A 26,074-nucleotide genomic window follows, 5' to 3' on the forward strand; every position below is an offset into this window, starting at 1 on the left:
GGGTCACTTCCCTTCTCCCATCGGGAGAAGGTGGCGCGCAGCGCCGGATGAGGGCAAGGGCGCAGCCTCATGCAATCGTGCCTCAGGAAGGCTTCGCCCCAGCCCTCACCCCAACCCCTCTCCCGTGGGGAGAGGGGCTTCGAAGAAGGCCTGCACGTCGGCCAGTTCGCGGGTGCGGCGGAACGGCGGCAGCGAATCGAGGAATACGCGCCCGTAGCCGCGGCTGAGCAGGCGCGGGTCGCACAGCACCAGCACGCCGCGGTCGGTTTCGCTGCGGATCAGCCGGCCCACGCCCTGCTTGAGCGCGATCACCGCCTGCGGCAGCTGCTCGTCGCGGAACGGGTTGCCGCCCTCGCGGCGGATCGCGTCCAGCCGCGCCTCGTACACCGGGTCGTCCGGGGCGGCGAAGGGCAGCTTGTCGATCACCACCACGCTGAGCGCGTCGCCGGCCACGTCCACGCCTTCGCGGAAGCTGGCCGAGCCGAGCAGCACGCCGTTGCCGGATTCGCGGAAATGCTGCAGCAGGCTGGCGCGCGGCGCCTCGCCCTGCACGAACAACGGCCACGGCCCGCCGCGCAGCGCATCGGCGGCCTCGCGCAGCGCGCGGTGCGAGGCGAACAGCAGGAAGGCGCGGCCCTGCGAGGCTTCCAGCACCGGCCGCAGGGTGGCGATCAGCGCGGCGCCGAAACCGCGCGCGGCCGGATCGGGCAGCTGCCTGGGCAGGTAGCACAGCGCCTGCACCGGCCAGTCGAACGGACTGGGCTGGACCAGCGTGTCCGGATCGTCCAGGCCCAGACGCGCGGCCAGGTGGTCGAAACCGCCATCGACGGTAAGCGTGGCCGAGGTGAACACCCAGGCCGCGTGCGAGCGCTGGCGGTGTTCGCGCAGCGGCCCGGACACGTCCAGCGGCGTGCGCTGGCAGCGGAAGCCGCGCGGGGTCAGCTCGTACCACAGCACGTCGTTGCCGGCGGCGGCCTCGCCCGCGTCGTCGGCCTCGAAATCGGGCAGCGGCGCATCCTCGCCCAGCCAGCGCGAAAGCCGCGCGGCGCCTTCGACCGCGCGCGCGTGGCAGGCGTCCAGGCCCGGCGACGCCTCGCGCACGCCGGCCAGCGCCTCGCGCAGCTGCGCCAGCGCGGTGGCCAGCACGTCGAATCCTTCGGCCACTTCCGGCACCGCCAGCGCGCGCCATTGCGTGCCGCGCGGCGGCAGCGGTTCCATCGCCGCGCGCAGTTGCCGCAGCGCCATTTCCAGCGCGGCCACCGGCGCCTGCAGCGCGGGCTGCGCGCCGGCCACGCCGCGGCTTTCGGCCAGGCAGTCGCGCGCCAGTTCCTGCCACGGGCGCATGCCGAAGCCTTCGCCGAAGAAACTGGCCGCCAGTTCCGGCAGCTGGTGCGCCTCGTCGATCACGAACGCCTGCGCGCCCGGCAGGATCTCGCCGAAGCCTTCCTGCTTGAGCGCCAGGTCGGCCAGCAGCAGGTGGTGGTTGACCACGACCAGGTCGGCCTCCTGCGCGCGCTGCCGCGCCTGCACCACGAAGCACTCGCTCCAGAACGGGCAGTCGCTGCCCAGGCAGTTGTCGACGGTGGAGGTGACCATCGGCAGCAGCGGCGAGTCGTCGGCCAGCCCATCCAGTTCGGCCACATCGCCGAACTGCGTGCGCCCGGCCCAGGCGACGATGCGCTGGAACTGCGCGGCCTGTTCGGGCGAGGCGAAGCGCGGTTCGCCGCGCGCCTGGTCCAGCCGGTAGCGGCACAGGTAGTTGGCGCGGCCCTTGAGCAGCGCGCTGCGGTGGCCGACGCCGAGCGCGGCGCGCACCCGCGGCAGGTCGCGGTGGTAGAGCTGATCCTGCAGCGCGCGGGTGCCGGTGCTGACGATGGTTTTCAGCCCGGACAGCAGCGCCGGCACCAGGTAGGCGAAGGTCTTGCCGGTGCCGGTGCCGGCCTCGGCCAGCAGCGTGTCGCACTGCTGGAACGCGTCGGCGATGGCCTCGGCCAGCCGCAGCTGCGCCGCACGCGGCGTGAACGCGTCGAGCTGCCGCGCGAGCGCGCCATCTGCGCTGAGGGCCTCACGGCTGGCGGCGGCTAGGGAAAGCATGCGGAAGCCGGGAACGGGGACAAGGGAACAGGGAATGGGAAATGGCCGGCAACCGCGGGGGACAACGGGACGAGGCAGGCGTCCATTCCCCGCTCCCCGTTCCCCCTTCCCTGCCTTCGATCAATACCTGATGATCCCCGGCACCGTGCAGCCTTCGATCTGCGCATGCGCCGAGGCGGCGTTTTCCTTTTCGCCGCGCGCCAGGTGCGCCTGTTCGATGGTGGCCCAATGGCGGCGGCACAGCGGGCCGGTACGCGACCCCAGCGAGACCGCCTTGCGCGCCAGCGTCTCGGCGCGCGCCCAGTCGCCCTGCAGCAGCGCGATCTCGGCGCGCTCCTGCAGGACGCCCGGGTCGTCCTCGACCAGCAGCAGCGCCTGGTTCAGCGCGTCGGCGGCGCCGGCCAGGTCGCCGGCCGCGCGGCGCTCGCCGGCGGCCTCGCGCAGGTCGTCCACCTGCGGGTCGCGCAGCGGCTGCACCGATACTTCCTTGTCGTCGACGCCGGCGATGTTCTGCACCGCGGCCATGCGCTGCGCGGGCGTGGTCGCATCGACCACCGGCGGCGGAGGCGGCGGCGTGCTGGTGCAGGCGGACAGGGCGAGGGAAACGGCCAGGACGGCCAGCGCGTGGCGGATCGGGAGCGTGCTGTTCATGGCGGGCATTATCGCGCAGGCGGTTCTGAAGACGGGCTGGACGCCGGCGCCGCTTCCTTGCGGTCCAGGCCGAACCAGCTGCGCCAGCCGCCGCCTTCCTGCGTTTCCTCTTCCGGTGCCGGCGGTGGCGCGCAGGGCGCGTAGGCCGGGGCGAAGCCGGCCACGAACGGGAAACGGCGCGCGCCGGGGCAGCCTTCGTCGGTGCTGTTGTTGCCTTCGGCGGCCACGTACTGCCAGTCCAGGCCCTTGCTGCTCACCCGCAACGGCTTGCTCGGCAGGTTGCGGAAGATGCCGGCCCACACCCGCATGGCGGCGGTGGCACCGTACAGGCCGGCCTGCTCGTTCTGGTCGTTGCCCATCCACACCACCGCCAGGTGGTCGCCGGTATAGCCGGCGTACCAGCTGTCGCGGCCGTCGTTGGTGGTGCCGGTCTTGCCGGCCGGCTGCAGCCGGCCCAGGCCGTCGGCATTGAGCCCGGCCGCGGTGCCGCTGGCCACCACCTGCTGCAGCGCCACGCTGATCAGGTTGGCGGCGATGGAATCGCCTTCCTGCGCCGGCGCCGGGGTCTTGTCGTAACGCTTGAGCAGCCTGCCCTGCGCGTCGACCACGCCGCGCACGGCGTGCAGCGGCTGGATCTCGCCACCGGAGGCGAGGAACTGGTACAGCTGCGTCATGCCGTAGGGGCTCTGGTCGGTCGACCCCAGGATCACCGCCGGGTTGGCCTCGGCCTTGAGCCCGGCCAGCACGTGGATCAGCTGGGTCAGCCGCTCCGGCCCGACCTGCATGCCCACGCGCACCGTGGCCTGGTTGTAGGAGCGGGCCAGCGCATCGATCAGGCGCACCGTGCCGTGGCTGCGGTTGTCGGCGTTGCCCGGCGTCCAGTTGCGCCCGCGGCCGAGCTGCACGGTGACCGGCGTGTCCTCGACCCAGGTCGCCAGCGACCAGCGGTCCGGCTGCGCCAGCGCCAGCAGGTAGACGAACGGCTTGAGCAGCGAGCCGACCGGGCGCTGCGCGTCGATGGCGCGGTTGAAGCCCGGCTCGGCCACGTCGCGGCTGCCGACCACCGCCAGCACGTCGCCGTTGTGCACGTCGGTCAGCACCAGGCCGGCCTGCAGCTCGGGCCGGCGCTTGTTCTGCAGCGACTTGACGGTATGCGCCACCGCGCCTTCGGCATAGGCCTGGGCCGAGGGCGACATGCCGGTGAAGACATTGAGGCCGGCCCCCTGCAGGGTGCTTTCCGGATAGTCGTGGCCGAGCTGGCGGCGGACCAGGTCGATGTAGGCCGGGAAGCGGTTGGCCGCGACCAGCCCCGGCACCTTGGGCACGCCCAGCGGCGCCTTCAGCGCGCGCTGGTATTCGGCCTGGTCGATCAGCCCGTTCTCGTGCAGCTTGCCGAGCACGAAGTTGCGCCGGTCCAGCGCGCGCTCGGGATTGCGGCGCGGGTCGTAGTAGGACGGCCCCTTCACCAGCCCGATCAGCAGCGCCACCTGCTCGGTGGTCAGCGAATTCAGGTCGCGCCCGAACCAGAATTCGGCGCCCGAGGCCACGCCATGGATGGCCTGGCTGCCGCGCTGCCCGAGGTAGACCTGGTTGAGGTAGGCCTCCAGGATCACCGGCTTGTCGTAGCGCGCCTCCATGATCAGCGCGTACAGCACCTCGTTGAACTTGCGGGTGAGGGTCTGTTCCTTGCCGATGCCGAGCAGGCCGCTGCGCGCCAGCTGCTGGGTCAGCGTGCTGGCGCCCTGGCGCACCTTGCCGCCGGAACGCACGGTCACCCAGACCGCGCGCGCGATGCCGCTCAGGTCGATGCCGTGGTGGCTGTTGAAATCCCTGTCCTCCACCGCCTGCAGGCCGGTGACCAGCAGTTCCGGCGTTTCGGCGATGCGCACCAGCCGCCGCTCTTCCTGTTTCTGCCCGTACAGCGTGGCGATGCGCGCCGGGTCCAGGCGCGCAGCCTTCAGCGCCTTGCGCTCGACGCCGTCGCGCAGCGAGGCCACCTGCCCGCCGGAAACGGCCACCTCGACCTGGCGCGGCGCCACGCGCCCGTCCACGTCGACATAGCCGCGGCTGGAAATGGTGAAACGGCCGCCCTGCAGCCGGTAGGTGCCCGGGCTCCGGCCGACGCCGTCGTCGCGGTAGGCCGAAGCCGCCAGCTCGGTCTTGAGCGTGTCCACGTCCATCGCCAGCCCCGGCGCCAGCACCAGCGGCCGCGCATACACCCGGGTCGGGATCTGCCAGCGCAGTTCGCCGAAGCGCTGGGTGACCTGCGAGTTCAGGTACAGCGTGTAGGGAATCAGGAAACCCAGGCCCAGGGCCGCTGCCGCCAGGCCCCAGGTGATCAGCCGGCTGCGCCAGGGCGTGCCGAGATCGTCGGTATCGTCGTCCAGTTCGTCGGAATCGTAGCGTCGCGGCACGGGGATGCGAGAATGTAGGTTCAGGCGAGTCTAACGCAGCCGTGCGCCACGGCACGGCTGCCGGCTCCCACCTGCTTAAGCTGGAGTTGCAACCGAATGTCGATGTCCCCGGCCGATGCGCGCTACCACCTTGCCCGCATCGTCGGCCTGATCCGCCGCGGCCTGGCCAGCCTGCGCACCCGCGGCTGGCGCACCACCCTGCAGCGCGTCGGCGTGCACCTGCGGCGGCAGCCGCCGCCGCGGCGCGAACCGCTGTACGCGCCCGCCGACGCCCCGTTCGCGCCCTTCGCCGTGCCCGCCAGCGCCGAGCCGGTGGCCAGCATTGTCATCCCGGTCTACAACCACGTCCGGCACACCCTGGCCTGCCTGCGCGCGCTGGCCGCGCACCCGCCGGCGGCGGCCTGCGAGATCCTGGTGATCGATGACGGCAGCCGCGACGAGACCGGCGACTGGATGGCGCAGATCGACGGCCTGCGCTACCACCGCCGTGCGCGCAACGGCGGCTTCATCGCCGCCTGCAACGACGGCCTGCGGCTGGCGCGCGGCCAGTACGTGGTGCTGCTGAACAACGACACCGTGCCGCAGCCAGGCTGGCTGGACGCCCTGCTCGACACTTTCGCGCGCGTGCCGCAGGCCGGCCTGGTCGGCGCGCAGCTGCTGTACCCGGACGGCCGCCTGCAGGAATCGGGCGGCGTGGTGTTCGACGACGGCAGCTGCTGGAGCTATGGCCGCTTCGAGTCGGCCGAAGACCCGCGCTACGCCAGCCTGCGCGACGCCGATTACTGTTCCGGCGCGGCGCTGGCCATTCCGCGCGCCCTGGTCGAGGAACTGGGCGGGCTGGACACGCGCTATGCGCCGGCCTACTACGAGGACACCGACCTGGCGTTCAAGGTGCGCGCCGCCGGCCGCCGCGTGCTGGTGCAGCCGGCCAGCCGCGTGGTGCACGACGAAGGCACCAGCAACGGCACCGATACCGGCAGCGGCATCAAGGCCTGGCAGGTGCGCAACCAGCAGGTGTTCGCGGACAAGTGGCACGCCGCGCTGGCGCGGCAGCTGCCGGCCGGCAGCGTGCCCGGCCCCGCACGGCTGCACCGCGGCCAGCGGCAGGTGCTGATCATCGACGAAGCGGTGCCGCGCCCGGACCGCGACTCGGCCTCGCTGCGCCAGTTCAACCTGATCCGCATGCTGCTGGCCGGTGGCGCGCACGTGGTGTTCCTGCCGACCCGCGGCGAACACGGCGGCGCCGCCACCGAAGCGCTGCAGGCGCTGGGCGTGGAGGTCTGGCATGCGCCCTGGCTCAAGGGCGTGGGCCCCTGGCTGCGCGCGCACGGCCCGCGCTTCCAGGTGGCGATGCTGGTGCGCCACCACGTCGCCAGCGAATGCCTGCCGCTGCTGCGTCGCCATGCGCCGCAGGCGCGCACCGTGTTCGACACCGTGGACCTGCACTACCTGCGCGAGCGCCGCGGCGCCGAGCTGGCCGGCGACCCGCGCCTGGTACGCGCCGCCGAGCGCACCCGCGCCAGCGAGCTGGCGGTGATGGCCGCCACCGACGTCACCCTGCTGGTCAGCGCCGCCGAAAAGGAACAGCTGGCCATCGACGCGCCGCAGGTGCGGGTGGAACTGCTGTCCAACCTGCACGAAGTGGCCGGCCAGGGACTGGACTGGGCGCAGCGGCATGACCTGGTGTTCGTCGGCGGTTTCCGCCACCCGCCGAACCTGGATGCGATGCAGTGGTTCATCGGCGAGGTGTTCCCGCGGATCCGGCAGCGCCTGCCACAGGTTCGCTTCCACTGCATCGGCGCCGACGTGCCCGGCAGCCTGCAGGCGCTGGCGGCCACGCAGCCCGGCGTGCAGGTGCATGGCTACGTGCCCGACGTGGTGCCGTGGATGGCCGGCGGCCGCATCGCGGTGGCGCCGCTGCGCTTCGGCGCCGGGGTCAAGGGCAAGATCAACCTGAGCATGGCCCACGGCCAGCCGGTGGTGGCCACGCCCTGCGCGGCCGAAGGCATGCACCTGCGCGACGGCCAGGACGTGCTGGTCGCCGACGGCGCCGAAGCCTTCGCCGACGCGGTGGTGCGGCTGTACGACGACGAAGCCCTGTGGCGGCAGTTGTCGGCCAATGGCCTGCACAACATCGCCCGGCATTTCTCGATGGACGCCGCGCGCGCGACCGTGGCGCGGGTGTTCCTGTCCTAGCTAGCGCCGGGCATTGCCCAGCCGCTCGGCGAAAGCCGGCAGCTCCGGGGTGGCCGCATCGAGCTCGCGCGCCTGGTCCAGCGCGCGGCTGGCGAAGGCGACGTCGCCCGCGCCCAGCCGTTCGCTGCCGACCGCCAGCCAGCGCTGCGCCAGCCGGCGCCGCGCCGCCGGCAGCAGCGGGTCGCCCGGCGCCAGCGCCTGCCAGGCGTCCAGGCAGGTGCGCGCCGCCTGCAGGCGGTTGCCCTGGAGATTGTCGTCCAGGCAGTGGCGCGCGGCCGGCAGGATGCGGGCGCCGGCCTGCTTCACCCGCGCGTCGCGCGGCGCCAGCGCCTGCGCGGCCTTGAAACGGTCGTAGGCGCTGGCGCCCGGCGGCAGCAGCCACTGGCCCTGCGCGGCGGCGCTCTCCACCTGCGCCAGCAGCGCGCGCACCTGGCGTTCGCGCTCGGCGGCCGGCAGGCGGGTTTCCAGCGCCCGGTGCGCGCCCTGGGCGCGCTGCAGCGCCTGCGCGGCGGCGGCGACCTCGGGGCTGTCCGGCGCCAGTGCGCGCGCCTGGTCCAGCGCCTGCCGCGCCTGTTCGAAATGGAAATCGCCGGCCAGCCGCGCGGCCTCGCCGGCCCAGGCCAGCGCCACCCGCTGCAGTCCCTGCCGCGCCGTCGGGTCCTCGCCCACCGCGAGCACCTGCGCGTAGCCGTCCGCGGCCTGGCGCAGGCGCCCGCGCGCCAGGTCGCGCGCGGCCTGGCCGCGGCGCCGGTCCAGCGCGGTGTTCAGCGCGGCGCGGGCGTCGGGCAGTTCGGCGTGGCCGGCGTCATAGCCTTCCACCCGGTGCAGCAGGCCCGCGGCCGCCTGCGTGTCGTCGCGCCGCGCCGCGGCCCCGGCTTCGGCCAGCAGGTCGGACAGGGCGTCGTCGCGCCCCTGCAGCGCCCGCAGGTGGTCCGGCCGCACCGCCAGCACGCGCTGGTACAGCGGCAGCGCGCTGTCCGCGCCGTCGTCCAGCCGGCCCTGCGCCTGCGCCGCCTCGGCGCGCCGCAGCAGGTCGTCGATGCCGTCCGGCTCCTGCGCCTGGCGGTGCAGGCGCGCGGCGATGGCATCCAGCTGCGCCCGCGGCACCTGCAGTTGCCGCGCCAGGTCCAGCGCCGCGCGCGCGGCCGGTACGTCGCCGGCGGCCAGCTGCCGCTGCGCCTGTTCCAGCGCCTTGCGCCCGGTGGCGGCCAGCGCGTCGCGCACGTCGCCGCGGTCCGGGTCCAGCGCCGCGGCGGCCTCGAACAGTTCGCGCGCGCCGCTGCCGTCGGCGGCGGTCAGGCGCCCCTGGCGCAGCGCGTCCTGCCCGTCGTCGAGAAGCTGCTGGATGCGGGTCTCCGGCCACAGCAGGTTGCCCAGTGGCTGCCGGAACAGTGTCAGCAGCAGCGCCAGCGCCGCGACGCCGACAGCGATCGAACGCCAGGCGCGCGGGCTGTCCCAGCCGCGCGCCACCCACCAGCGCCCATACAGGCGCAGGCGGCCGACGACCAGCGCCAGCCATCGCGGGAGGTGGGGGTACTCGTGGTGCATGCGACCAGCCTAGCAGCCCGCCACGGCACTGCGTGTCGCCTCGCCCTCAGCCCATGCGCCGCGCTTCGTCCACGCCCGGCAGGGCGTCGAGCTTGCCCAGCAGGGTGGACAGCTGGCCGTAGTCGCTCACCTTCAGGCGCAGGCGCAGCTGCATGCGGCCGCTGTCGCGCAGCGGATCGCTGTTGATGTTGAGCACGTAGGCGTCTTCCTGCGCGATCAGGTTGGTGATGTCCTTCAGCAGCCAGCGCCGGTCCATGGCGCGGACCATCACGTCCACCTCGTAGCCCGAGCCCGCGCGCCCCCACTCCACCGGCAGCACGCGCTCGGGGTGCGCGGCCGACAGCCGTGCCAGCGCCGGGCAGTCGGCGCGGTGCACGGTGACGCCGCGGGTGCGGGTGAGGTAGCCGGCGATGGGCTCGCCGGCCACCGGCTGGCAGCAGCGCGCCAGCTGCACCAGCAGGTTGCCCACGCCCTGCACGGTGAAATCGGACCGGCCGATGCCCTCGCGGCGCGCGGTCGGCCGTGGCAGCGGCGGTGCCGCCGGCGCCGGCTGGCTCTTTTCCTTTTCCGCCTCCAGCAGCGCGCGGCTGACCTGGCTGGGCCCGGTATCGCCGAGCGCGACCTGGATGTACAGGTCGTCGACGCTGTCGGCGTGGAAGCGCCTGGCCGCGACCATCAGGTCGGCCTGCTGCAGGCCCAGCCGCTTGAGTTCGCGCTCCAGCAGTTCGCGCCCGGCCTGCACGTTGCGCGCGCGGTCCAGCTTGTGGAACCAGGTGCGCACCTTCTCGCGCGAGCGGCTGCTGGCGAGGAAGCCGTTGGCCGGCAGCAGCCAGTCGCGGCGCGGGTCGGCTTCGCGCGCGGTCATGATCTCGACCCGGTCGCCGCTGCGCAGGCGGTAGGTCAGCGGCACGATGCGGCCGTTGACCTTGGCGCCGCGGCAGCGGTGCCCGACCATGGTGTGCACGTGGTAGGCGAAATCCAGCGGCGTGGCGCCGGCCGGCAGGTCCATCACCTCGCCCTTGGGACTGAGCGCGTAGACGCGGTCCTCGATCAGTTCGGCATCCAGCGCGCCGGCCAGGTCCTCGGGGTTGGCCGCATCCTGCGCCTGCTCCAGCAGCTGCCGCATCCAGGTGATCTTGCGGTCGAAGGCCTTCTCCGCGCCCTTGCCGCCTTCCTTGTATTTCCAGTGCGCGGCCACACCGAGCTCGGCCTGCGCATGCATCTCGTGGGTGCGGATCTGCACTTCCACGGTGCGCCCTTCCGGGCCGATCACCGCCGTATGCAGCGAGCGGTAGTCGTTGGCCTTGGGCCGGGCGATGTAGTCGTCGAACTCGCTGGGGATCGGCGTCCACAGCGCGTGCACCACGCCCAGCGCGGCGTAGCAGGCGGCCACGTCGTCCACCATCACCCGCACTGCGCGCAGGTCGTAGAGCTGGTCGAAGGCCAGCTTCTTCTTCTGCATCTTCCGCCAGATGCTGTAGATGTGCTTGGGCCGGCCGCTGACCTCGGCGCGGATGCCGTTCTCGCCCAGCGCCGCGGACAGGCGGCGCTTGACCGCCTCGACATAGCGCTCGCGCGCCAGCCGGGTCTCGTCGACTTCGCGCGCGATGTGGCGGTAGGTGTCCGGCTCGAGGAAGCGGAACGCCAGGTCCTCCAGCTCCCACTTCAGCTGCCAGATGCCCAGGCGGTTGGCCAGCGGCGCATGGATGTCGCGGGTCAGCTGTGCCAGCGCGCGGCGCTGTTCATCGGGCAGGCGGTCGGCCGCACGCATGCAGGCCAGCTGCCGCGCCAGCAACACCGGCACCACGCGCAGGTCGTGCACGATGGACAGCAGCAGGCGGCGCAGGCCCTCGCTGTTGCGGCCGGCGTCGCGTCCGGCGTGCAGCGCCCATACCTGGTCGGCGGCGTCCTGGCCGTCCAGCAGGCCGCGTACCGCGCCAGCCGCGCTGCCCAGCGGCAGCTCCGGCAGCCGCGCGCGCAGGCCCGGCAGGTCGAACAGCAGCGCGGCCACGATCACCGCCTCGTCGGCGGACAGCAGCGCCAGCGAATCCAGCGTGTCGGCCAGCACCGGCCACGGCAGCCGCGGCTGCGCGTCGGTATCGGGCTGCCGCCAGGCGGCGAGCAGGGCCTGCCGCAGGGTATCGGAGAGCGCGCCGCAGGACGGGCGCTGCAGCAGGGCATCCAGGCCGGAGAGGGAAGAACGGTTCACAGCGGTCGATCGCGGGCGGATGCCCCTACACTAGCGCCCAACCGTCCACGGGAACAATCGCCCATGCTGCCGTCCCGCCTCTGTCTCCTGCTCACCGCCACCCTGCTGCTCGCGCCGGCCTTCGCCGCACAGGCGCAACGCGTCGTCGAAGGCGACCTGCAGCAGCAGATGTCCGCCGCCGAGTTCAAGGCCGCCGGCCTGGACAAGCTCTCCGCCGACGAACTGGCCGCGCTCAACGCCTGGCTGCAGGGCAAGGTGCGGGAAGCCACCACCAGCGCCGTCGAGCAGGCGCGCGAGGAAGGTCGCCAGGAAGTGATCGTGAAGAACCGCGGCTTCTTCGACTTCGGCTCCAGCGAGCCGATCGAGGCGGCGCTGGCCGGTGAATTCAACGGCTTCGGCAAGGGCCGCCAGTACACGCTGGACAATGGACAGGTCTGGGAACAGACCGACGATGCACGCGTCTCGGGCGTGCGCAGGCAGGCGCCCGGGGTGAAGATCACCCCCGGCGTGATGGGCGCGTGGTACCTGCAGGTCGAAGGACTCAACACCCGCGCCAAGGTCCGCCGCACCAAATAACAGCAGACCGCCCGCGCCGGCCTGCGCCGGCTGCGGCCGCAAGCCGGCAGGCCACGCCCCCGCGCGGCCTCCGCCCCGGGCCGACAGGCCCGCCCACGACGATTGCCCACCATGCCCGCCATCGTATTGCTCGTGCTGCTGTTCCTGCTGCCGGCCGGCGCTTCGGCCCAGGTCTACAAGTGCAAGGGAAAATCCGGGGAAACCGCCTATTCCGAGCACCCCTGCGACGCCCATGCGCAGCCGATGAAGCTGCGCGACGAACGTCCGTCCGCGTCTCCGCCACCGTCACCGTCACCGCCGGTGGAACCGGAAGCGTCGCCGCTGCGCGAGAGCGAGGGCCTGCCGCCGCCCGCCCCGGCACCGGACCGCACGGCCGAACGCGAGTGCATCGCCAACGCGACCGCGTCGATCTACGGCCCGTCCAACGACCGCGTGGCGACCTACCAGCAGCAGATGACGATGCTCAACGAGCAGCTCGGCAACGCGGCCGACGCGCAGCGCAGCGAGGCGCTGCAGGCGCGCATGGCCAACCTGCGCCGCGCGATCAGCCGCGAGCACGCCTACGCCCATGAGCAGGTCAGCGCCGCGCGCCGGCGCTGCGTGGAGCAGTACCGCCCGACGCCGTAGGTGCGGGGTTTGCCCCGCACGGGCGTTGCGGCGCGCCGCCGGCGGCGGTGATCAGCCGCGCAGGGCGGCGACCCGCTGCGCCAGCTTTTTCGGCGAGATGCCGGCGCGGAAGCCCAGCTCCTGCGCGAACAGCGATACCCGCAGTTCCTCGATGTCCCAGCGCAGCGCCGACCATTCCGGTCGCGCCGCCAGGCCCTGCGCCTGCGCTTCCTCCAGCGCATCGACGAAGGGCTTGAGTTCGAGCATGCGCGCCTGGTCGCGCGGCGGGTCGCGCTTGGCCCGTTCGGTGCGCAGGACCATCGCCTTGAGGTAGCGCGGGAACTGCGCCAGCGCATCGGCCGGCGTTTCGCGCAGGAAACCGGCGTGGACCAGCGAGGCCAGCTGCCGCTCCATGTCGTCGAGGTTGCCGCGCGCCCAGCCCATCAACGGCGCTTCCAGCAGCGGCTTGAGCTCGCCCACCAGGCCAAGGATGGTTTCAGCCAGCTTCAGCCGCTCCATCGCTTCGCCGAACAGGCGCCTGCCGGCATCGGCGCGGCGCAGTTCGAACGCCTCGGGCGAACGGATATCGCCCAGGCCCTCGGCCAGCACCGCGTTCATGGCGGCGTCGACGAGGTCGCCGCGCAGCCTTTCCTGCGACTCTATCGCCGCGTACAGCAGACCGGTCTTGGGCGAGACCGGCAACTGCTTGCGGGCCTGCTTGACCTTGTCGGCCAGGGCGATTTCCAGCAGGCGCCGCACGCCGCCCGGATGCGCCAGCCGCGCGGCACCGCGGTCGGCGAAGATGCGCAGCGCCGCCGCCTCGCCGGTATCGACCAGCGCCGGATACGCCGGCACCCCGGCTTCGCCCGGCACCTGTTCGGGGATGGCCGTGGCCGGGAATTCGCGCAGCCCCTCCGCCGCCAGCGCCTTGCCGGCGCGCGCGGCGAACGCCTGGCCGGCGCGCTCGCCGAAGCGCGCGCGCAGCGCGTCCAGATCGCGCGACATCGCCAGCACCCTGCCATCGCCGTCGGCCAGGCGCAGGTTCATGCGCAGGTGCGGCTCCAGCGCGGCCTCGTCGAAATCGGTGGCCGCCACCGCCGCGCCGGTGGCCTTGGACAGGAACCGCGCCAGCTCGCCACGGATGTCGTCGGCCGAAGGCTGCGGCCAGGCCTCGAAGAAGGCGCGGCCGAAATCCGGCGCCGGCACGTAGTTGCGGCGCATCGCCTTGGGCAGGCTGCGGATCAGCGCCGCGGCCTTGTCGGCGACGAAGCCCGGCGCCAGCCACGACAGCCGCGCCGGGTCCAGCGCGCCCAGCAGGTGCAGCGGCACGTCGAGGGTGACGCCGTCGTCCTGCGCGCCGGGTTCGAAGCGGTAATGCATCGCCAGCCGCGCGTCGCCCAGCGCGAAGTACTTCGGGTAGCGCTCCTGCTCGCTGCCCTCGCCCGGCAGCAGATCGGCCAGCGACCAGCGCAGCGCGCGGTGCTGCTCGGCCGGCAGCGCCGTCCACCATGCCTCCAGCGCGCTGGCCGAATGGATCTCCGCCGGGATGCGGTCCAGGTACCAGCGCGCCTGCCAGTCCTCGTCGGCGACGATGCCGGCGCGGCGCAGCTTGGCCTCTTCCTCGCGCGCCTGTTCCAGCACCTTGAGGTTGTCGGCGACGAAGCCGGCGCGGGTATTGATCTCGCCGGTGACCAGCGCCTGGCGCACGAAGATGTCGTGCGCCTCGCCGGGATTGATGCGGCCATAGTGCACCGGCCTGCGTGGCGCCAGCACCAGTCCGAACAGGCTGATCTGCTCGGCGGCCAGCACCTGCCCCTGCGCGCGCGACCAGTGCGGGTCGAAGTGCTTGCGCGCCAGCAGGTGCGGCAGCTCGGCGATCGCCCAGTCCGGCTCGATGGCGGCGTTGGTCAGGCCCCAGACGCGCTGGGTGTCGAGCAGGGTCGCGCTCAGCACCCACGGCGGCGGTTTTTTCGACAATGCCGAACCGGGGAACAGATGGAAGCGGCGCTGGCGCGGCGCCTGGAAATCGCCCTTGTCGGTGCGGTGGCCGATCTGCGTCGGCAACCCGGCGAGGATGGCGCGGTGCAGGGCCTGGTAGGCCGCGGCGCGGGCCTTCTCGGGAATGGAGGTGGAATCCGCGCCTGGGTCGGTTTTCTCCCGGCCCTGCCGGGCTGCTGCGTTTTTGCTGGAGGAAGCTGATGCCGCCTCCGGCTTCGCGCCTTCGCGCGCCAGCCGCGCCGCCCTGTGCAGTTCGCCGCGCGTGGTCCTGCGCCTGGCTTCGCCATCGCCGCCCGCCGGCATTGCCGCCGGCGCGGCCAGCAGCGCCTTGCCGAAGACGCCGTCGCTGCCGCTTTCCCACCCGAGCTCTTCGCACAGCAGGCGCAGCTGCCGGTGCAGCTCGCGCCATTCGCGCATGCGCAGGAAGCCGAGGAAATGCCGGCCGCACCAGTCGCGCAGCTTCGACTGCGTCAGCTCTTCGTGGGCGGCGCGGTAGCCCTCCCACAGGCGCAGGATGCCGAGGAATTCCGAGCGCGGGTCGGCGAAGGCGGCGTGCGCGTTGTCGGCGGCCTCGCGCGCTTCCGGCGGCCGTTCGCGCGGGTCCTGGATGCCGAGAAAGGAGGCGATCACCAGCATCTCGTGCACGCAGCCGGCCTTCTGCGCGGCCACCAGCATGCGCGCCAGTTTCACGTCCACCGGCAACCGCGCCATCTGCCGGCCGATGGCGGTGAGCCTGCGTTCGCCGTCGATCGCGCCCAGCTCGGCCAGCTGCTGCCAGCCGTCGGCCACCGCGCGTTCGTCCGGCGGCTCCAGGAACGGGAAATCCTCGATCCGCCCCAGTCCCAGCTGCAGCATGCGCAGGATCACCCCGGCCAGCGAGGAGCGGCGGATTTCCGGATCGGTGAACTCCGGCCGCGACTGGAAATCGGCTTCGGCGTACAGCCGGTAGCACACGCCCTCGGCGATGCGCCCGCAGCGGCCCTTGCGCTGGTTGGCGCTGGCCTGCGACACCGGTTCGATGTGCAGCCGGTCCAGTTTCTGCCGCGGGCTGTAGCGCTTGACCCGCGCGTAACCGGGATCGACCACGTAGCGGATGCGCGGCACCGTCAGCGAGGTCTCGGCGACGTTGGTGGTCAGCACCAGGCGCCGCTTCGGCCCCGGGTTGAACACCCGGTCCTGGTCCTTGGCCGAGAGCCGCGCGTACAGCGGCAGCACCTCGGTCTCGCGGTATTTGCGCCGTTCCAGCGCCTGGTGCGCGTCGCGGATCTCGCGTTCGCCGGGCAGGAATACCAGCACGTCGCCGCGCGGGTCGGCGCGGGTGATCTCGTCCACCGCGGCGACGATGGCGTCGTTGACCGATACCGGGTCCGACTCGGCCGGGTCGCCGCGTCCCTTCGCCTCCGCGGCCGGCGCCGGCCGCAGCTCGTCGAGCGGCCGGTAGCGCACCTCCACCGGATAGGTGCGGCCCTCGACACTGACCACCGGCGCATCGTCGAAATGGCGGGAAAAACGTTCGGTGTCGATGGTGGCCGAGGTCACCACCAGCTTCAGGTCCGGGCGCCTGCGCAGCAGCTGCTTGAGATAACCCAGCAGGAAATCGATGTTGAGGCTGCGCTCGTGCGCCTCGTCGATGATCAGCGTGTCGTAGCGCGACAGCCAGCGGTCCGAGGCGATCTCGGCCAGCAGGATGCCGTCGGTCATGAACTTGATGCGGCTGTCCTCGCCCACCTTGTCGGTGAAGCGCACCTGGTAGCCGACCACCGAACCCAGCTCGGTCCCCAGTTCCTCGGCCACGCGCGTGGCCACCGCGCGCGCGGCGATGCGGCGCGGCTGGGTGCAGCCGATCATGCCGGCCTCGCCGCGGCCTGCGGCCAGGCACAGCTTGGGCAGCTGCGTGGTCTTGCCCGAACCGGTCTCGCCGGCGATCACCACCACCTGGTGGTCGCGGATCAGCGCGGTGATGCGTTCGGCTTCACGCGCGATCGGCAGCGCCTCGTCCATGCTGACCGCCAGCGGCTGCGCCGCGCGCTGCCGCCGCTGGCCGCGGGACTGTTCCAGCAGTTGCCGGAACGCCGCCTCGGCGGCGCTGTCGGCCGGCCGGCCCTGCCAGCGCGACAACAGCCCGAGCAGGCGCCCGCGGTCGCGGCTCATTGCCCCGTCGATGCCCTGGCGGGCTTCGCGCAGGCGCGCGGCAATATCCTTTTCGATAGCGCTCATCAATCGTTCAACGAGAAAACTTGAAATACCGGTAGGGTCCCAATGGGACTATTGTGAAGCCATTCAACCCGCCAAGGAGAAAGCAGCATGGCCAAGGCCAAGAGCAGCAGCAAACCCGAGACCGGCAAGAAGAAGCTGGCGGCCTCCGCGCCGTCGGCGCCCGGTATCGATATCGGGATCAAGGATGCCGATCGCAAGAAGGTGGCCGACGGCCTGTCGCACTTCCTCGCCGACGCCTACACCCTGTACCTGAAGACCCACAACTTCCACTGGAACGTCACCGGGTCGATGTTCAATTCGCTGCACACCATGTTCGAGGCGCAGTACACCGAACAGTGGACGGCGCTGGACGAGATCGCCGAGCGCATCCGCGCGCTGGGCTTCAACGCGCCCGGCTCCTACCGCGAGTTCGTCGCCCTGACCTCGATCGCCGAGGAACCGGGCCTGACCGACAGCGCCGACTGGCGCGAGATGGTGCGCCAGCTGGTGCAGGGCAACGAGGCGGTGTGCCGCACCGCGCGCCGGGTGCTGGAACAGGCCGAAAAGGCCGGCGACGCGCCCAGCGAGGACCTGCTCACCCAGCGCCTGCAGACCCACGAAAAGTACGCCTGGATGCTGCGGTCGCTGTTGCAGTAAACCCTTTGGGGCTTCGCCCCTGCGGGTTTTCCAGGGTTCCGCGTGGCGGAACCCTGGACCCTGCTTCATCTGCCTGCCAGATCCCCCCGCCTTCGGCGCGCCCCCTTTACTAAAGGGGGCTCTTCTCCAGAAGGATTGGTGGGTGTGGTTGCAGTAAACCTTCGGGCGTTCGCCCTGCGGTTTACCAGGGTTCCGCGTTGCGGAACCCTGGACCCTGCTTCTTCTGCCTGCCAGCCCCCCCGCCTTCGGCGCGCCCCCTTTACTAAAGGGGGCTCTTCTCCAGAGGGATTGGTGGATGTGGTTGCTGACCTTCGGGCGTTCGCCCTGCGGTTTTCCAGGGTTCCGTCTGGCGGAACGCTGGCCCCGCTTCACCTGGGCGCCGCGCGGAAGTGCGGACAGGTCCGCCTCCTGCCCTGCGGAACATGAACATGCCCCGGTTTTCCCGACGCGGGCGCGGGGTACTGACGGACAGCCGGGCTTGACCGGGCAGTTATCCTAGGCGGCATGTCTTCCCCCGCCCACGAACTGCTGAAGCGCGTCTTCGGCTACGACGCCTTCCGCGGCAACCAGCAGGCCATCGTCGAACACGTCACCGCCGGCAACGACGCCCTGGTGCTGATGCCCACCGGCGGCGGCAAGTCGCTGTGCTACCAGGTGCCGGCGCTGCTGCGCGAGGGCTGCGGCATCGTGGTTTCGCCGCTGATCGCGCTGATGCAGGACCAGGTGGAAGCGCTGCGCCAGCTCGGCGTGCGCGCCGAATTCCTCAATTCGACGCTGGACGCCGAGAGCGCCGGCCGGGTCGAGCGCGAACTGCTGGCCGGCACCCTGGACCTGCTCTACGTGGCGCCGGAGCGGTTGCTGACCGGGCGTTTCCTGTCGCTGCTCGAGCGCAGCCGCATCGCCCTGTTCGCGATCGACGAAGCGCACTGCGTGTCGCAGTGGGGCCACGATTTCCGCCCCGAGTACCGGCAGTTGACGGTCCTGCACGAGCGCTGGCCGCAGGTCCCGCGCATCGCCCTGACCGCCACCGCCGACCCGCCCACCCAGCGCGAGATCGCCGAGCGCCTGGACCTGGCGCAGGCCGAGCACTTCATCAGCTCCTTCGACCGCCCCAACATCCGCTACACCGTGGTGCAGAAGGACAACGCCAGGCGCCAGCTGCTGGATTTCCTGCGCGGGCACCGTGGCGAGGCCGGCATCGTCTACTGCATGTCGCGGCGCAAGGTCGAGGAAACCGCCGACATGCTGCGTGCCGAAGGCCTGGATGCCCTGCCCTACCACGCCGGCCTGCCGGCCGAGGTGCGCGCGGCCAACCAGCGCCGCTTCCTGCGCGAGGACGGCATCGTGATGTGCGCCACCATCGCCTTCGGCATGGGCATCGACAAGCCGGACGTGCGCTTCGTCGCGCACACCGACCTGCCCAAGTCGATGGAAGGCTACTACCAGGAAACCGGCCGCGCCGGCCGCGATGGCGAGCCGGCCGAAGCGTGGCTGTGCTACGGGCTGGGCGACGTGGTGCTGCTCAAGCAGATGATCGAGCAGGGCGAGGCCGGCGAGGAGCGCAAGCACCTGGAGCGCGCCAAGCTCGATCACCTGCTCGGCTACTGCGAATCGATGCAGTGCCGCCGCCAGGTGCTGCTGGCCGGCTTCGGCGAAACCTACCCACAGCCCTGCGGCAACTGCGACAACTGCCTGACCCCGCCGGCCGCGTGGGACGCCACCATTCCCGCGCAGAAGGCGCTGAGCTGTGTCTACCGCAGCGGCCAGCGCTTCGGCGTGGGCCACCTGATCGACATCCTGCGCGGCAGCGACGGCGAGCGCGTGCGCCAGCTTGGCCACGACAAGCTCAGCACCTTCGGCATCGGCAAGGACCTGGACGCACGCAGCTGGCGCGGCGTGTTCCGGCAACTGGTCGCCGCCAGCCTGCTGGAAGTGGACCCGGAAGCGCATGGCGGCCTGCGCCTGACCGACGCCAGCCGCGACGTGCTCAAGGGCCGCCGCCAGGTGATGATGCGCCGCGAGCCGGCCGCCACGCGTGGCGAGCGCGACCGCAGCAGCACCCCGCGCACCGGCGTGGCGGTGCAGCCGCAGGACCTGGCGTTGTTCAACGCGCTGCGCGGCCTGCGCGCCGAGCTGGCGCGCGAACAGAACGTGCCGGCCTTCGTCATCTTCCACGACAGCACCCTGCGCAACATCGCCGAGCAGCGCCCGACCAGCCTTGATGCGCTGGGCCGGGTCGGTGGCATCGGCGGCAGCAAGCTGGCCCGCTACGGGCAGCGGCTGGTCGAGATCGTGCGCGAGCAGGGCTAGGCGTTCAGCCCTGCCCGCCGCGGGCCAGCAGCAACAGGCCCTCGAGCCGGCGGCGCGCCGGCGCGTCCTCGACCTGCTGGCGTTCGAGCGCCGGCGCCGCCTGCCGCAGCGCCTCCAGCGCCGGTTGCCGGTGGCCCCAGGCGCAGCAGGGTTTCGGCCAGGTCCAGGCGGCAGGCCGCGGTGTCGACCTTGTCCTCGCCATGCAGCGAACGCGCGTATTCCAGCGCCGTGCGGCGCAGCGCCAGCGCGGCCGCGGCGTCGCCGCGCCGTTCGGCCAGGTCCGCGCGCGTGCGCAGCAGGCGCAGTTGCAGGGTCGTCGGCACCCACGCGCCCAATTGCTCCAGCAGCGCCTGCGCCTGCGTGGTGTCGCCGCGCAGGACGTGCCAGTCGACGCGATTGAGGCGCGCTTCGATGCGCCCGGGCGCATCCGGCGGCAGCGCCGCGTCCAGCCCCGCGTCGGCGTGCAGCAGCAGGCCGCCCGCCTCGTCCATCCGCCCCAGGCGCATCAGCAGCGCGCCCAGCCCCGACTCGGCGCGCAGGCTGGTGGGCGATTCCCCGCCCAGCCGCTCGCGGCGGATCGTCCAGGCCTGCCGGTAGAGCTGCTCGGCCTGGCCGACGTCGCCGCGCAGTTCCTGCAGCTCGCCATAGTTGTACAGGCCCATCGAGTACTCCACCGAACCGGTGCCATCGATCAGCGCGCTCAGCTGCTGGCGCTGCCGGTACTGGCGTTCGGCGGCGGCGTAATCGCCCCAGTCGCGGTACAGGTCGGCGAGCCCGTCGTGCTGCATCAGCACGAAACTGCTCTGCGGCCCGTACAGGTCCTGGGCGTGGCGCAGCCCGGCCTGCAGCAGCGGCAGCGCCTGCGCGAACCGCCCCTGCTCGCGCAGGATCTGCGCCAGGCGCATTTCCGCGGCCAGGGCCATGCTGGTGCCGCGGCCCTGCGCGCCGGCAAGCACCTGGCGGAATTCGCGCTCGGCCGAGGCCAGCCGGCCCCAGCGCAGGTACATCAGGCCCTTGTTGTGGATCAGCGCCAGCTTCTCGGTGGCGACGCTGCCATCGGGCAGCTTCCCGTACAGGTCCATCGCGGTGTCGAAGGCGGCCTCGCCGCGGTCGAAATGCTGCTGGTTCACCAGCGCCAGCCCACGCGCGCCATGCAGTCTGGCGCGCGTAACCGTGGCGCCGGCCGAAGGCAGCAGCGCCAGCCCGCGCTCGGCCAGCGCCTGCCCCAGCACGCCATTGCCGCCCTGCGTCTTCTGCACCGACAGATCGACCAGCACCGCCGCCGCATCCGCCGGGCGGTTCACCCGCGCGTCCATGAAACCGTCATAGGCCTGCTGCAGCAGCGCTTCGGCCTGGCGCGGGACGCCGGAGTTGCGGTAGGCGGTTCCCAGCACGGCGCGCATCCGCGCCAGTTGCGCCGGCGCGTCGGCCAGGTCCTGGGAAACGCGCAGCGCCGCCTTGTCCAGCAGCTGCCGCGAGGAAAGCGCGTCCTGCCCGCGCTCGGTACGCAGGAAGGGGTCGGCGGTCTCGAACACGCCCACCATGAAGGCGCCGACCTGGTGGGCGATGGCGGCTTCCTCCTCGGCCTGGCGCCGCGCCTGCACCAGCCCGGCCACGAACAGCACGGCCAGCGAGAACGCGCCCACGGCCGCCGCCAGCCCACGCCAGTTGCGCCGCATGCCGCGCGCCAGCCGGTACACACGGCCGGCCTGGCGCGCGGCCACCGGCCGCCGCTCCAGGTAGCGCGTCACGTCGGCCATCAGCGTTTCCACCGACCGGTAGCGGCCGGCGACATCGCGCGCGCAGGCCTTGCCGGCGATGGCGTCGAGGTCGCCGCGCAGCGCCCTGCGCCAGCGCAGGCCCTCGGGCGCATGGGCCGAGGGCAGGACCACCGGCGCGGCGCTGTCCTGCAGGGTGCGCTCGCACGGACGCGTGGACAGCAGCTCCACCAGCAGCACGCCCAGGCTGTACACGTCGCTGGCCACGCCCACCGGCTCGCCGTTGACCAGTTCCGGGCTGGCATAGGCCGGCGTGCAGTAGCCGCCTTCCTCGCGGTGGCGCGCATCGTTGAGCAGGCGCGCCAGGCCGAAGTCCAGCAGCACCGGCCGGCCATCGGGCCGCACCAGCACGTTGCCCGGCTTGAGGTCGCAGTGCAGCACCAGGCGCTCGTGCGCCGAACGCACGATCGCGCAGATGTCCAGGAACAGGCGCAGCCGCTGCTCCAGTCCGGGCGCGTGGCCGGCGCAATGGCGGTCCAGCGGCAGGCCCTGGACGTATTCCATCACCAGGTACGGGTAGCCGTCCGGCGTGGTGCCGCCGTCGTAGAGCTGGGCCACGTCGGGCAGGTTCAGCCCGGCCAGCACCTGGCGCTCGGCCTGCAGCCGCTCCACCTCGCCCGCGCCCGGCAGGCCATGCAGCAGCTTGATCGCCACCGTGCGCTGGTAGAGGCCGTCGTCGCGTTCGGCCTTGAACACTGTGCCCATGCCGCCGCGGGCGATGCGCGCGGTCAGGCGCCACGGCCCCAGCCGCTGGCCCACCGCCAGCTCCGGCGTGAGCGCGCGCGCCAGCGCCGTATCCAGCCGGCTGCTGACCCGGCGCAGGCCCTGGGTCTGCGCCTGCAGCAGCTGCAGCACGTCTTCGACCAGCGCGGGATCGTCGCAGCGTTCCTGCAGCTGCTGGCGCCACTGCGCGCCCGGCAGGTCGCACACGGCATCGAACAGGTCGCGGACCTGGCGCCAGCGCGCCGCGCCGCCGTCGTCCGCGCCCGCCATCAGGCCAGCTGTCGGTTGAGCCAGGCCCGGGCGAAACGCAGGTCGCGGTCCACGGTGGGCGCCGACACTCCCATCACCAGGGCGATCTCATCGCGGCTCATGCCGCCGAAATAGGTCAGCTCCACCATGCTCGCCGCCCGCGGCTCCAGTTCGGCCAGCTGGCTCAGGGCCTGGTGCAGCGCCATCACGTCGTAGGCGCTGCCGTCGTCGTCGGCAACGTCGCTGGCGTGGGACAGGGTCAGCTGCACCAGGTTGCCGCCGCGCTTGTCCGCGGCCCGCGCGCGCAGGTGGTCGACCAGCACCGAACGCATCTTAAGCGCCGCCACCGCGATGAAATGGGCGCGGTCCCTGTAATCCACTTCCGAGCCCAGCAGGCGCAGCAGCGATTCGTTGACCAGTGCCGCCGGCTGCAGGGTGCCGCCGGTGTCGTTGAACAGCCGGTTGCGGGCGATCAGCATCAGGTCCGAATACAAGGCTTCGAACAACTGCTCCCGCGCCTGCGCGTCGCCTCCCTGCCAGCGGTGCAGGAGTTGCGTGATCTGCGTACCCAAGCGTCCCCCATGCTGCCGGAAAATCCAGCCGTCCCCATGGTAGGAGCGGCTCCCCCCACTGCCAACCTGCACGCCGCGGCGAAACCGTGCGCAGGTTCCTGAAAAAAGAAAGGCCCCGGCATGCGGGACCTCGCTCGATCATGGTGGGCCGTGAAGGATTCGAACCTTCGACCAAAAGATTAAAAGTCTTCTGCTCTACCGACTGAGCTAACGGCCCAAACAAAGACCCGGCATGGCGCCGGGGTGCGCATTCTAGCGCAAGATGCCTGAAAACAGAATTCGGAACCGGGCCGCGTGCGGCCCGTGCGCCTGCCGGGATCGGGACGAAGCGGCGCAGCGCCGGCGGGAACCCGACGACGCAACGCACGCGCCCTGGCTCCCGGCGCAGCCGCGGCACTCAGGCGTAGCGGGTCGGATCCGGCAGGCCGGCGGCGGCGAAGCCGTCCGCGCGCAGGCGGCAGGCATCGCAATGGCCGCAGGCGCGTCCCTGCGCGTCGGCGCGGTAGCAGGAAACGGTCAGCGCGAAATCCACGCCCAGCCGCGCGCCTTCGCTGGCGATCTGCGCCTTGCTCAGGTACTGCAGCGGCGCATGGACGCGGATGCCCGCGCCCTCCACGCCGGCCTTGGTCGCCAGGTTCGCCAGCGCCTGGAAGGCGGCGACGAACTCGGGGCGGCAATCCGGGTAGCCGGAGTAATCGACCGCGTTGACGCCGCAGAAGATGTCGTTGGCGCCCAGCACCTCGGCCCAGCCCAGCGCGAGCGACAGCATGATGGTGTTGCGCGCCGGCACATAGGTGACCGGGATGCCGTCGCCGCCGGCGTCGGGCACGTCGATGTCGTCGGTCAGCGCCGAGCCGCCGATGCTGCGCAGGTCCACGTCCACGACCTTGTGCGCGGCCACGCCCAGCGCCTGCGCCACGCGCGCGGCCGCATCCAGCTCGGAGGTATGGCGCTGGCCGTAACGCACGCTCAGCGCGTGCACGGCGTAGCCCTGTTCCTGGGCCATGGCGACGACGGCGGCCGAATCCATGCCGCCGGAAAGAAGCACGACTGCCTTCTTCATGGAGTGATATTCCGGTTGGGGAGGGAACGCCAGCACGCTGTCCCGCGCCGGTACGGAGATGGGAACGAGCGCGCTTACCTGCCCGGCTCGTCGTTCCAGAGGATCTTGTGCAGCTGCATCTGGAAACGCACCGGCAGGCGGTCGGCGACGATCCAGTCGGCCAGCGCGCGGGCGTCGAGCCGGTCCTTGCACGGCGAGAACAGCACCATGCAGCGCTCGTGCAGGCGCTGCGCGGCGACCATCTCCCTGGCCCAGTCGTAGTCGGCGCGGTCGCAGAGCACGAACTTGACCTGGTCGCGCGCGGTCAGCAGCGGCAGGTTCTCCAGCCGGTTGCGGGCCATCTCGCCCGAGCCGGGCGTCTTCAGGTCGACCACGCGCGACACGCGCGGATCGACGCCGCCGATGTCCAGCGCGCCGGAGGTTTCCAGCGAGACCTCCAGCCCGGCGTCGCACAGCGCGCGCAGCAGCACCAGGCAGCGCTTCTGCGCCAGCGGCTCGCCGCCGGTCACGCAGACATGGCGCACGCCATGGCCGCGCACCTCGGCGACGATGTCGTCGATGTCGCGCCACTGCCCGCCATGGAAGGCGTACTCGGTGTCGCAGTAGCCGCAGCGCAGCGGGCAGCCGGTCAGGCGCACGAACACCGTCGGCCAGCCGGCGGCGTCCGCCTCGCCCTGCAGGGAAAGGAAGATCTCGGTGATCTTCAGCCGTGGCAGTGGCGACTGCACGATCTCGCTGGGCGTGGCGGCGGCGCTGGAAAGGGAAACGGCGGTCATGGCGGAAACTTCTGGAAGACGGGCGGCAGCGACCATGCCGCAAACGAAAGCAGCCGGGCATGGCCCGGCTCCCTGGAAACACTGCCGCCCGGGTTCAGCGGATCTGCTGGCCGAGCCGGATCGACTGCAGCCGGTCCTGCGCGGTCCGCGCGGCGTCGCTGCCGGGGAAACGCGTGGCGACCTGCTCGAGCGTCTGCTCGGCCTTGGCCGCATCGCCTTGGCCGAACTGGGCTAGGCCCAGCTTCAACAGGCCGCCGGCGGCCTTGTCGTGGGTCGGGTAGCGCGCCACCAGGTCGCGGAACTGCGCCTCGGCCAGCTGGAAATTGCGGGTGGCGTAGTAGCTCTCGCCCAGCCAGTACAGCGCATTGGGGGCATAGACGCCGTTTGGATACTGCTCCAGGAAACCCTGGAAAAGGCGCGCCGACTCGTCGTAATTGCCGGCCTTGAGCGCATCGAACGCCACGTTGTAGGCACTGCGCTCGTCGCCCGCCGCGGCGACCGCGCCGGCATCGCCGCGCACGGTCGGCGGCTTCTCGGCTGCCGCCGCCGGGTTGGCCGCGGGAGCGGCCGGCAGGGCCGGCGTGCCCGCCGGTTCGCCAGCAGCACCACCTTCCAGGCGGTTGAGGCGCCCGTCCAGGTCCAGGTACTGGTCCCGGTTGCGCTGCTTGAGCTGTTCGTTCTCGTGCTGAAGCTGCTCGATCGTGCCCTGCAGTGCCTGCATCTGGCTGCGCAGCTGCTGCAGCTGGTTGAGCATGTCGGTGTTGGCCTGGCTGTTCTGGACCTGCTGTTCCAGTGCGCCGACCCGGTCGGCCAGGCTCTGCCGCTGGGCATGAGCGGGTGCGGCAGCCACGAGGGCTGCCGCAACCACGAGCATCATCGCCTTGATGCCGGTACGCATCGATTACTGCGCGGTGTAGACGATTTCGACGCGGCGGTTCTGCGACCAGCAGGACTCGCTCGACTCGGTGCAGACCGGACGCTCTTCGCCGTAGGACACGACGGTCAGCTGCGAAGCAGAGCCACCGTTGGCCTGCAGGGCCGAGTTCACGGCATTGCCACGACGCTCGCCCAGGGCCTGGTTGTAGGCGCGGCTGCCGCGCTCGTCGGTGTGGCCCTGCAGGGTGATGCGCGAGGACGGACGGTCACGCAGGTACTTGGCATGGCAGGCCATGATGGCCTGGAACTCGGACTTCACTTCTTCCTTGTCGAAGTCGAAGTAGACCACGCGCTGGCGCAGGCAGGCATCGGTGTCCAGGTCGCCCGGGCCGTACAGGCCGGAGGTCGACGGACCGGTCGACGGAGTGGTCGGGGTGGTGTCGACCGCCGGCTGGGCCGGCTGTTCCTTCACCTTCTTCGAGCAGCCGGCCAGCGCGGCAACCGACAGAAGCGAAACAAGCAGAACGCGAGTGGACTTGTTCATGGCGATACCTAAAGGCTCCTGAGCCAATGATGGGGTTT

At 71.9% G+C, this 26,074-nt stretch carries 17 protein-coding genes and 1 tRNA gene; 5 read left to right on the forward strand and 13 right to left on the reverse strand.

Annotated elements, in window-relative coordinates; all coding sequences use genetic code 11:
- Positions 1-105: 105 nt before the first annotated feature.
- From AC06FP_RS08285 to mrcB, 3 genes are all read right to left on the reverse strand, one after another.
- On the reverse strand, positions 106-2,094 hold the full coding sequence (locus AC06FP_RS08285) for an ATP-dependent DNA helicase (RefSeq protein ID WP_478075176.1): 1,989 nt from the start codon (positions 2,092-2,094) through the stop codon (positions 106-108).
- Positions 2,095-2,214: 120 nt separating this feature from the next.
- A complete protein-coding gene (locus AC06FP_RS08290; RefSeq protein WP_478075177.1) occupies positions 2,215-2,745 on the reverse strand; it encodes a hypothetical protein in 531 nt (176 codons plus the stop codon).
- An 8-nt stretch (positions 2,746-2,753) separates the two neighbouring features.
- The gene (gene mrcB, locus AC06FP_RS08295; protein ID WP_456118453.1) at positions 2,754-5,159 is read right to left on the reverse strand and encodes a penicillin-binding protein 1B; all 2,406 of its coding nucleotides are present in this window, start codon (positions 5,157-5,159) and stop codon (positions 2,754-2,756) included.
- Positions 5,160-5,255: 96 nt separating this feature from the next.
- Between mrcB and AC06FP_RS08300 the strand changes: the two genes are divergently transcribed.
- The gene (locus AC06FP_RS08300; RefSeq protein WP_478075178.1) at positions 5,256-7,355 is read left to right on the forward strand and encodes a glycosyltransferase; all 2,100 of its coding nucleotides are present in this window, start codon (positions 5,256-5,258) and stop codon (positions 7,353-7,355) included.
- On the opposite strand, the gene AC06FP_RS08305 is transcribed toward AC06FP_RS08300, so the two are convergent.
- Together AC06FP_RS08305 and AC06FP_RS08310 are read right to left on the reverse strand one after the other, a co-directional pair.
- Entirely contained in the window at positions 7,356-8,903 is a 1,548-nt protein-coding gene (locus tag AC06FP_RS08305) for a hypothetical protein (RefSeq protein ID WP_478075179.1), read from the reverse strand. It lies immediately after the preceding gene.
- Positions 8,904-8,949: 46 nt separating this feature from the next.
- Positions 8,950-11,112, reverse strand: coding sequence for a RelA/SpoT family protein (locus AC06FP_RS08310; protein WP_478075180.1), 2,163 nt, complete (start codon positions 11,110-11,112; stop codon positions 8,950-8,952).
- 63 nt (positions 11,113-11,175) lie between these two features.
- On the opposite strand from AC06FP_RS08310, the gene AC06FP_RS08315 reads away from it, so the two are divergent.
- Together AC06FP_RS08315 and AC06FP_RS08320 are read left to right on the forward strand one after the other, a co-directional pair.
- The gene (locus AC06FP_RS08315; RefSeq protein ID WP_478075181.1) at positions 11,176-11,688 is read left to right on the forward strand and encodes a hypothetical protein; all 513 of its coding nucleotides are present in this window, start codon (positions 11,176-11,178) and stop codon (positions 11,686-11,688) included.
- 111 nt (positions 11,689-11,799) lie between these two features.
- Positions 11,800-12,315, forward strand: coding sequence for a DUF4124 domain-containing protein (locus AC06FP_RS08320; RefSeq protein ID WP_478075182.1), 516 nt, complete (start codon positions 11,800-11,802; stop codon positions 12,313-12,315).
- 51 nt (positions 12,316-12,366) lie between these two features.
- Here AC06FP_RS08320 and hrpA read toward each other — a convergent pair whose 3' ends face one another.
- The gene (gene hrpA / locus AC06FP_RS08325; RefSeq protein WP_478075183.1) at positions 12,367-16,509 is read right to left on the reverse strand and encodes an ATP-dependent RNA helicase HrpA; all 4,143 of its coding nucleotides are present in this window, start codon (positions 16,507-16,509) and stop codon (positions 12,367-12,369) included.
- A gap of 87 nt (positions 16,510-16,596) precedes the next feature.
- Here hrpA and AC06FP_RS08330 point away from each other — a divergent pair, with 87 nt between their 5' ends.
- Together AC06FP_RS08330 and recQ are read left to right on the forward strand one after the other, a co-directional pair.
- Positions 16,597-17,145 (forward strand): Dps family protein, encoded by a 549-nt coding sequence (locus tag AC06FP_RS08330; protein ID WP_456118446.1) that lies wholly within the window; start codon positions 16,597-16,599, stop codon positions 17,143-17,145.
- 504 nt (positions 17,146-17,649) lie between these two features.
- Positions 17,650-19,455, forward strand: coding sequence for a DNA helicase RecQ (recQ, locus tag AC06FP_RS08335; protein ID WP_478075184.1), 1,806 nt, complete (start codon positions 17,650-17,652; stop codon positions 19,453-19,455).
- On the opposite strand, the gene AC06FP_RS08340 is transcribed toward recQ, so the two are convergent.
- From AC06FP_RS08340 to pal, 7 genes are all read right to left on the reverse strand, one after another.
- Entirely contained in the window at positions 19,452-22,226 is a 2,775-nt protein-coding gene (locus AC06FP_RS08340) for a tetratricopeptide repeat protein (RefSeq protein WP_478075185.1), read from the reverse strand. The two genes, recQ and AC06FP_RS08340, sit on opposite strands and share 4 nt — an antisense overlap.
- On the reverse strand, positions 22,226-22,777 hold the full coding sequence (locus AC06FP_RS08345) for an ECF-type sigma factor (protein ID WP_456118443.1): 552 nt from the start codon (positions 22,775-22,777) through the stop codon (positions 22,226-22,228). The genes AC06FP_RS08340 and AC06FP_RS08345 overlap by 1 nt, the downstream gene beginning before the upstream one ends.
- Before the next feature lie 141 nt (positions 22,778-22,918).
- Positions 22,919-22,994 (reverse strand) — tRNA-Lys (locus AC06FP_RS08350).
- Positions 22,995-23,174: 180 nt separating this feature from the next.
- Positions 23,175-23,840 (reverse strand): 7-cyano-7-deazaguanine synthase QueC, encoded by a 666-nt coding sequence (gene queC, locus AC06FP_RS08355; RefSeq protein ID WP_456118442.1) that lies wholly within the window; start codon positions 23,838-23,840, stop codon positions 23,175-23,177.
- Between the two features lie 74 nt (positions 23,841-23,914).
- Positions 23,915-24,616 carry a 7-carboxy-7-deazaguanine synthase QueE gene (gene queE / locus AC06FP_RS08360; RefSeq protein WP_456118441.1) on the reverse strand — a complete coding sequence of 234 codons (702 nt, stop codon included), beginning with the start codon at positions 24,614-24,616 and terminating at the stop codon, positions 23,915-23,917.
- Positions 24,617-24,710: 94 nt separating this feature from the next.
- Positions 24,711-25,514, reverse strand: coding sequence for a tol-pal system protein YbgF (gene ybgF / locus AC06FP_RS08365; protein ID WP_456118440.1), 804 nt, complete (start codon positions 25,512-25,514; stop codon positions 24,711-24,713).
- A 3-nt stretch (positions 25,515-25,517) separates the two neighbouring features.
- Positions 25,518-26,036 carry a peptidoglycan-associated lipoprotein Pal gene (gene pal, locus AC06FP_RS08370; RefSeq protein ID WP_456118439.1) on the reverse strand — a complete coding sequence of 173 codons (519 nt, stop codon included), beginning with the start codon at positions 26,034-26,036 and terminating at the stop codon, positions 25,518-25,520.
- Positions 26,037-26,074: the final 38 nt, after the last annotated feature.

Source organism: Stenotrophomonas sp. Steno-Z2, assembly GCF_056393235.1.

Bases quoted from the DNA above. Each gene is read 5' to 3' on its own strand.
- queC (WP_456118442.1), bottom strand. From the start codon at position 23,840: ATGAAGAAGGCAGTCGTGCTTCTTTCCGGCGGCATGGATTCGGCCGCC.
- pal (WP_456118439.1), bottom strand. From the start codon at position 26,036: ATGAACAAGTCCACTCGCGTTCTGCTTGTTTCGCTTCTGTCGGTTGCC.
- recQ (WP_478075184.1), top strand. From the start codon at position 17,650: ATGTCTTCCCCCGCCCACGAACTGCTGAAGCGCGTCTTCGGCTACGAC.
- queE (WP_456118441.1), bottom strand. From the start codon at position 24,616: ATGACCGCCGTTTCCCTTTCCAGCGCCGCCGCCACGCCCAGCGAGATC.
- AC06FP_RS08285 (WP_478075176.1), bottom strand. From the start codon at position 2,094: ATGCTTTCCCTAGCCGCCGCCAGCCGTGAGGCCCTCAGCGCAGATGGC.
- AC06FP_RS08300 (WP_478075178.1), top strand. From the start codon at position 5,256: ATGTCGATGTCCCCGGCCGATGCGCGCTACCACCTTGCCCGCATCGTC.
- hrpA (WP_478075183.1), bottom strand. From the start codon at position 16,509: ATGAGCGCTATCGAAAAGGATATTGCCGCGCGCCTGCGCGAAGCCCGC.
- AC06FP_RS08290 (WP_478075177.1), bottom strand. From the start codon at position 2,745: ATGAACAGCACGCTCCCGATCCGCCACGCGCTGGCCGTCCTGGCCGTT.
- AC06FP_RS08320 (WP_478075182.1), top strand. From the start codon at position 11,800: ATGCCCGCCATCGTATTGCTCGTGCTGCTGTTCCTGCTGCCGGCCGGC.
- AC06FP_RS08340 (WP_478075185.1), bottom strand. From the start codon at position 22,226: ATGGCGGGCGCGGACGACGGCGGCGCGGCGCGCTGGCGCCAGGTCCGC.
- AC06FP_RS08330 (WP_456118446.1), top strand. From the start codon at position 16,597: ATGGCCAAGGCCAAGAGCAGCAGCAAACCCGAGACCGGCAAGAAGAAG.
- AC06FP_RS08315 (WP_478075181.1), top strand. From the start codon at position 11,176: ATGCTGCCGTCCCGCCTCTGTCTCCTGCTCACCGCCACCCTGCTGCTC.
- ybgF (WP_456118440.1), bottom strand. From the start codon at position 25,514: ATGCGTACCGGCATCAAGGCGATGATGCTCGTGGTTGCGGCAGCCCTC.
- AC06FP_RS08305 (WP_478075179.1), bottom strand. From the start codon at position 8,903: ATGCACCACGAGTACCCCCACCTCCCGCGATGGCTGGCGCTGGTCGTC.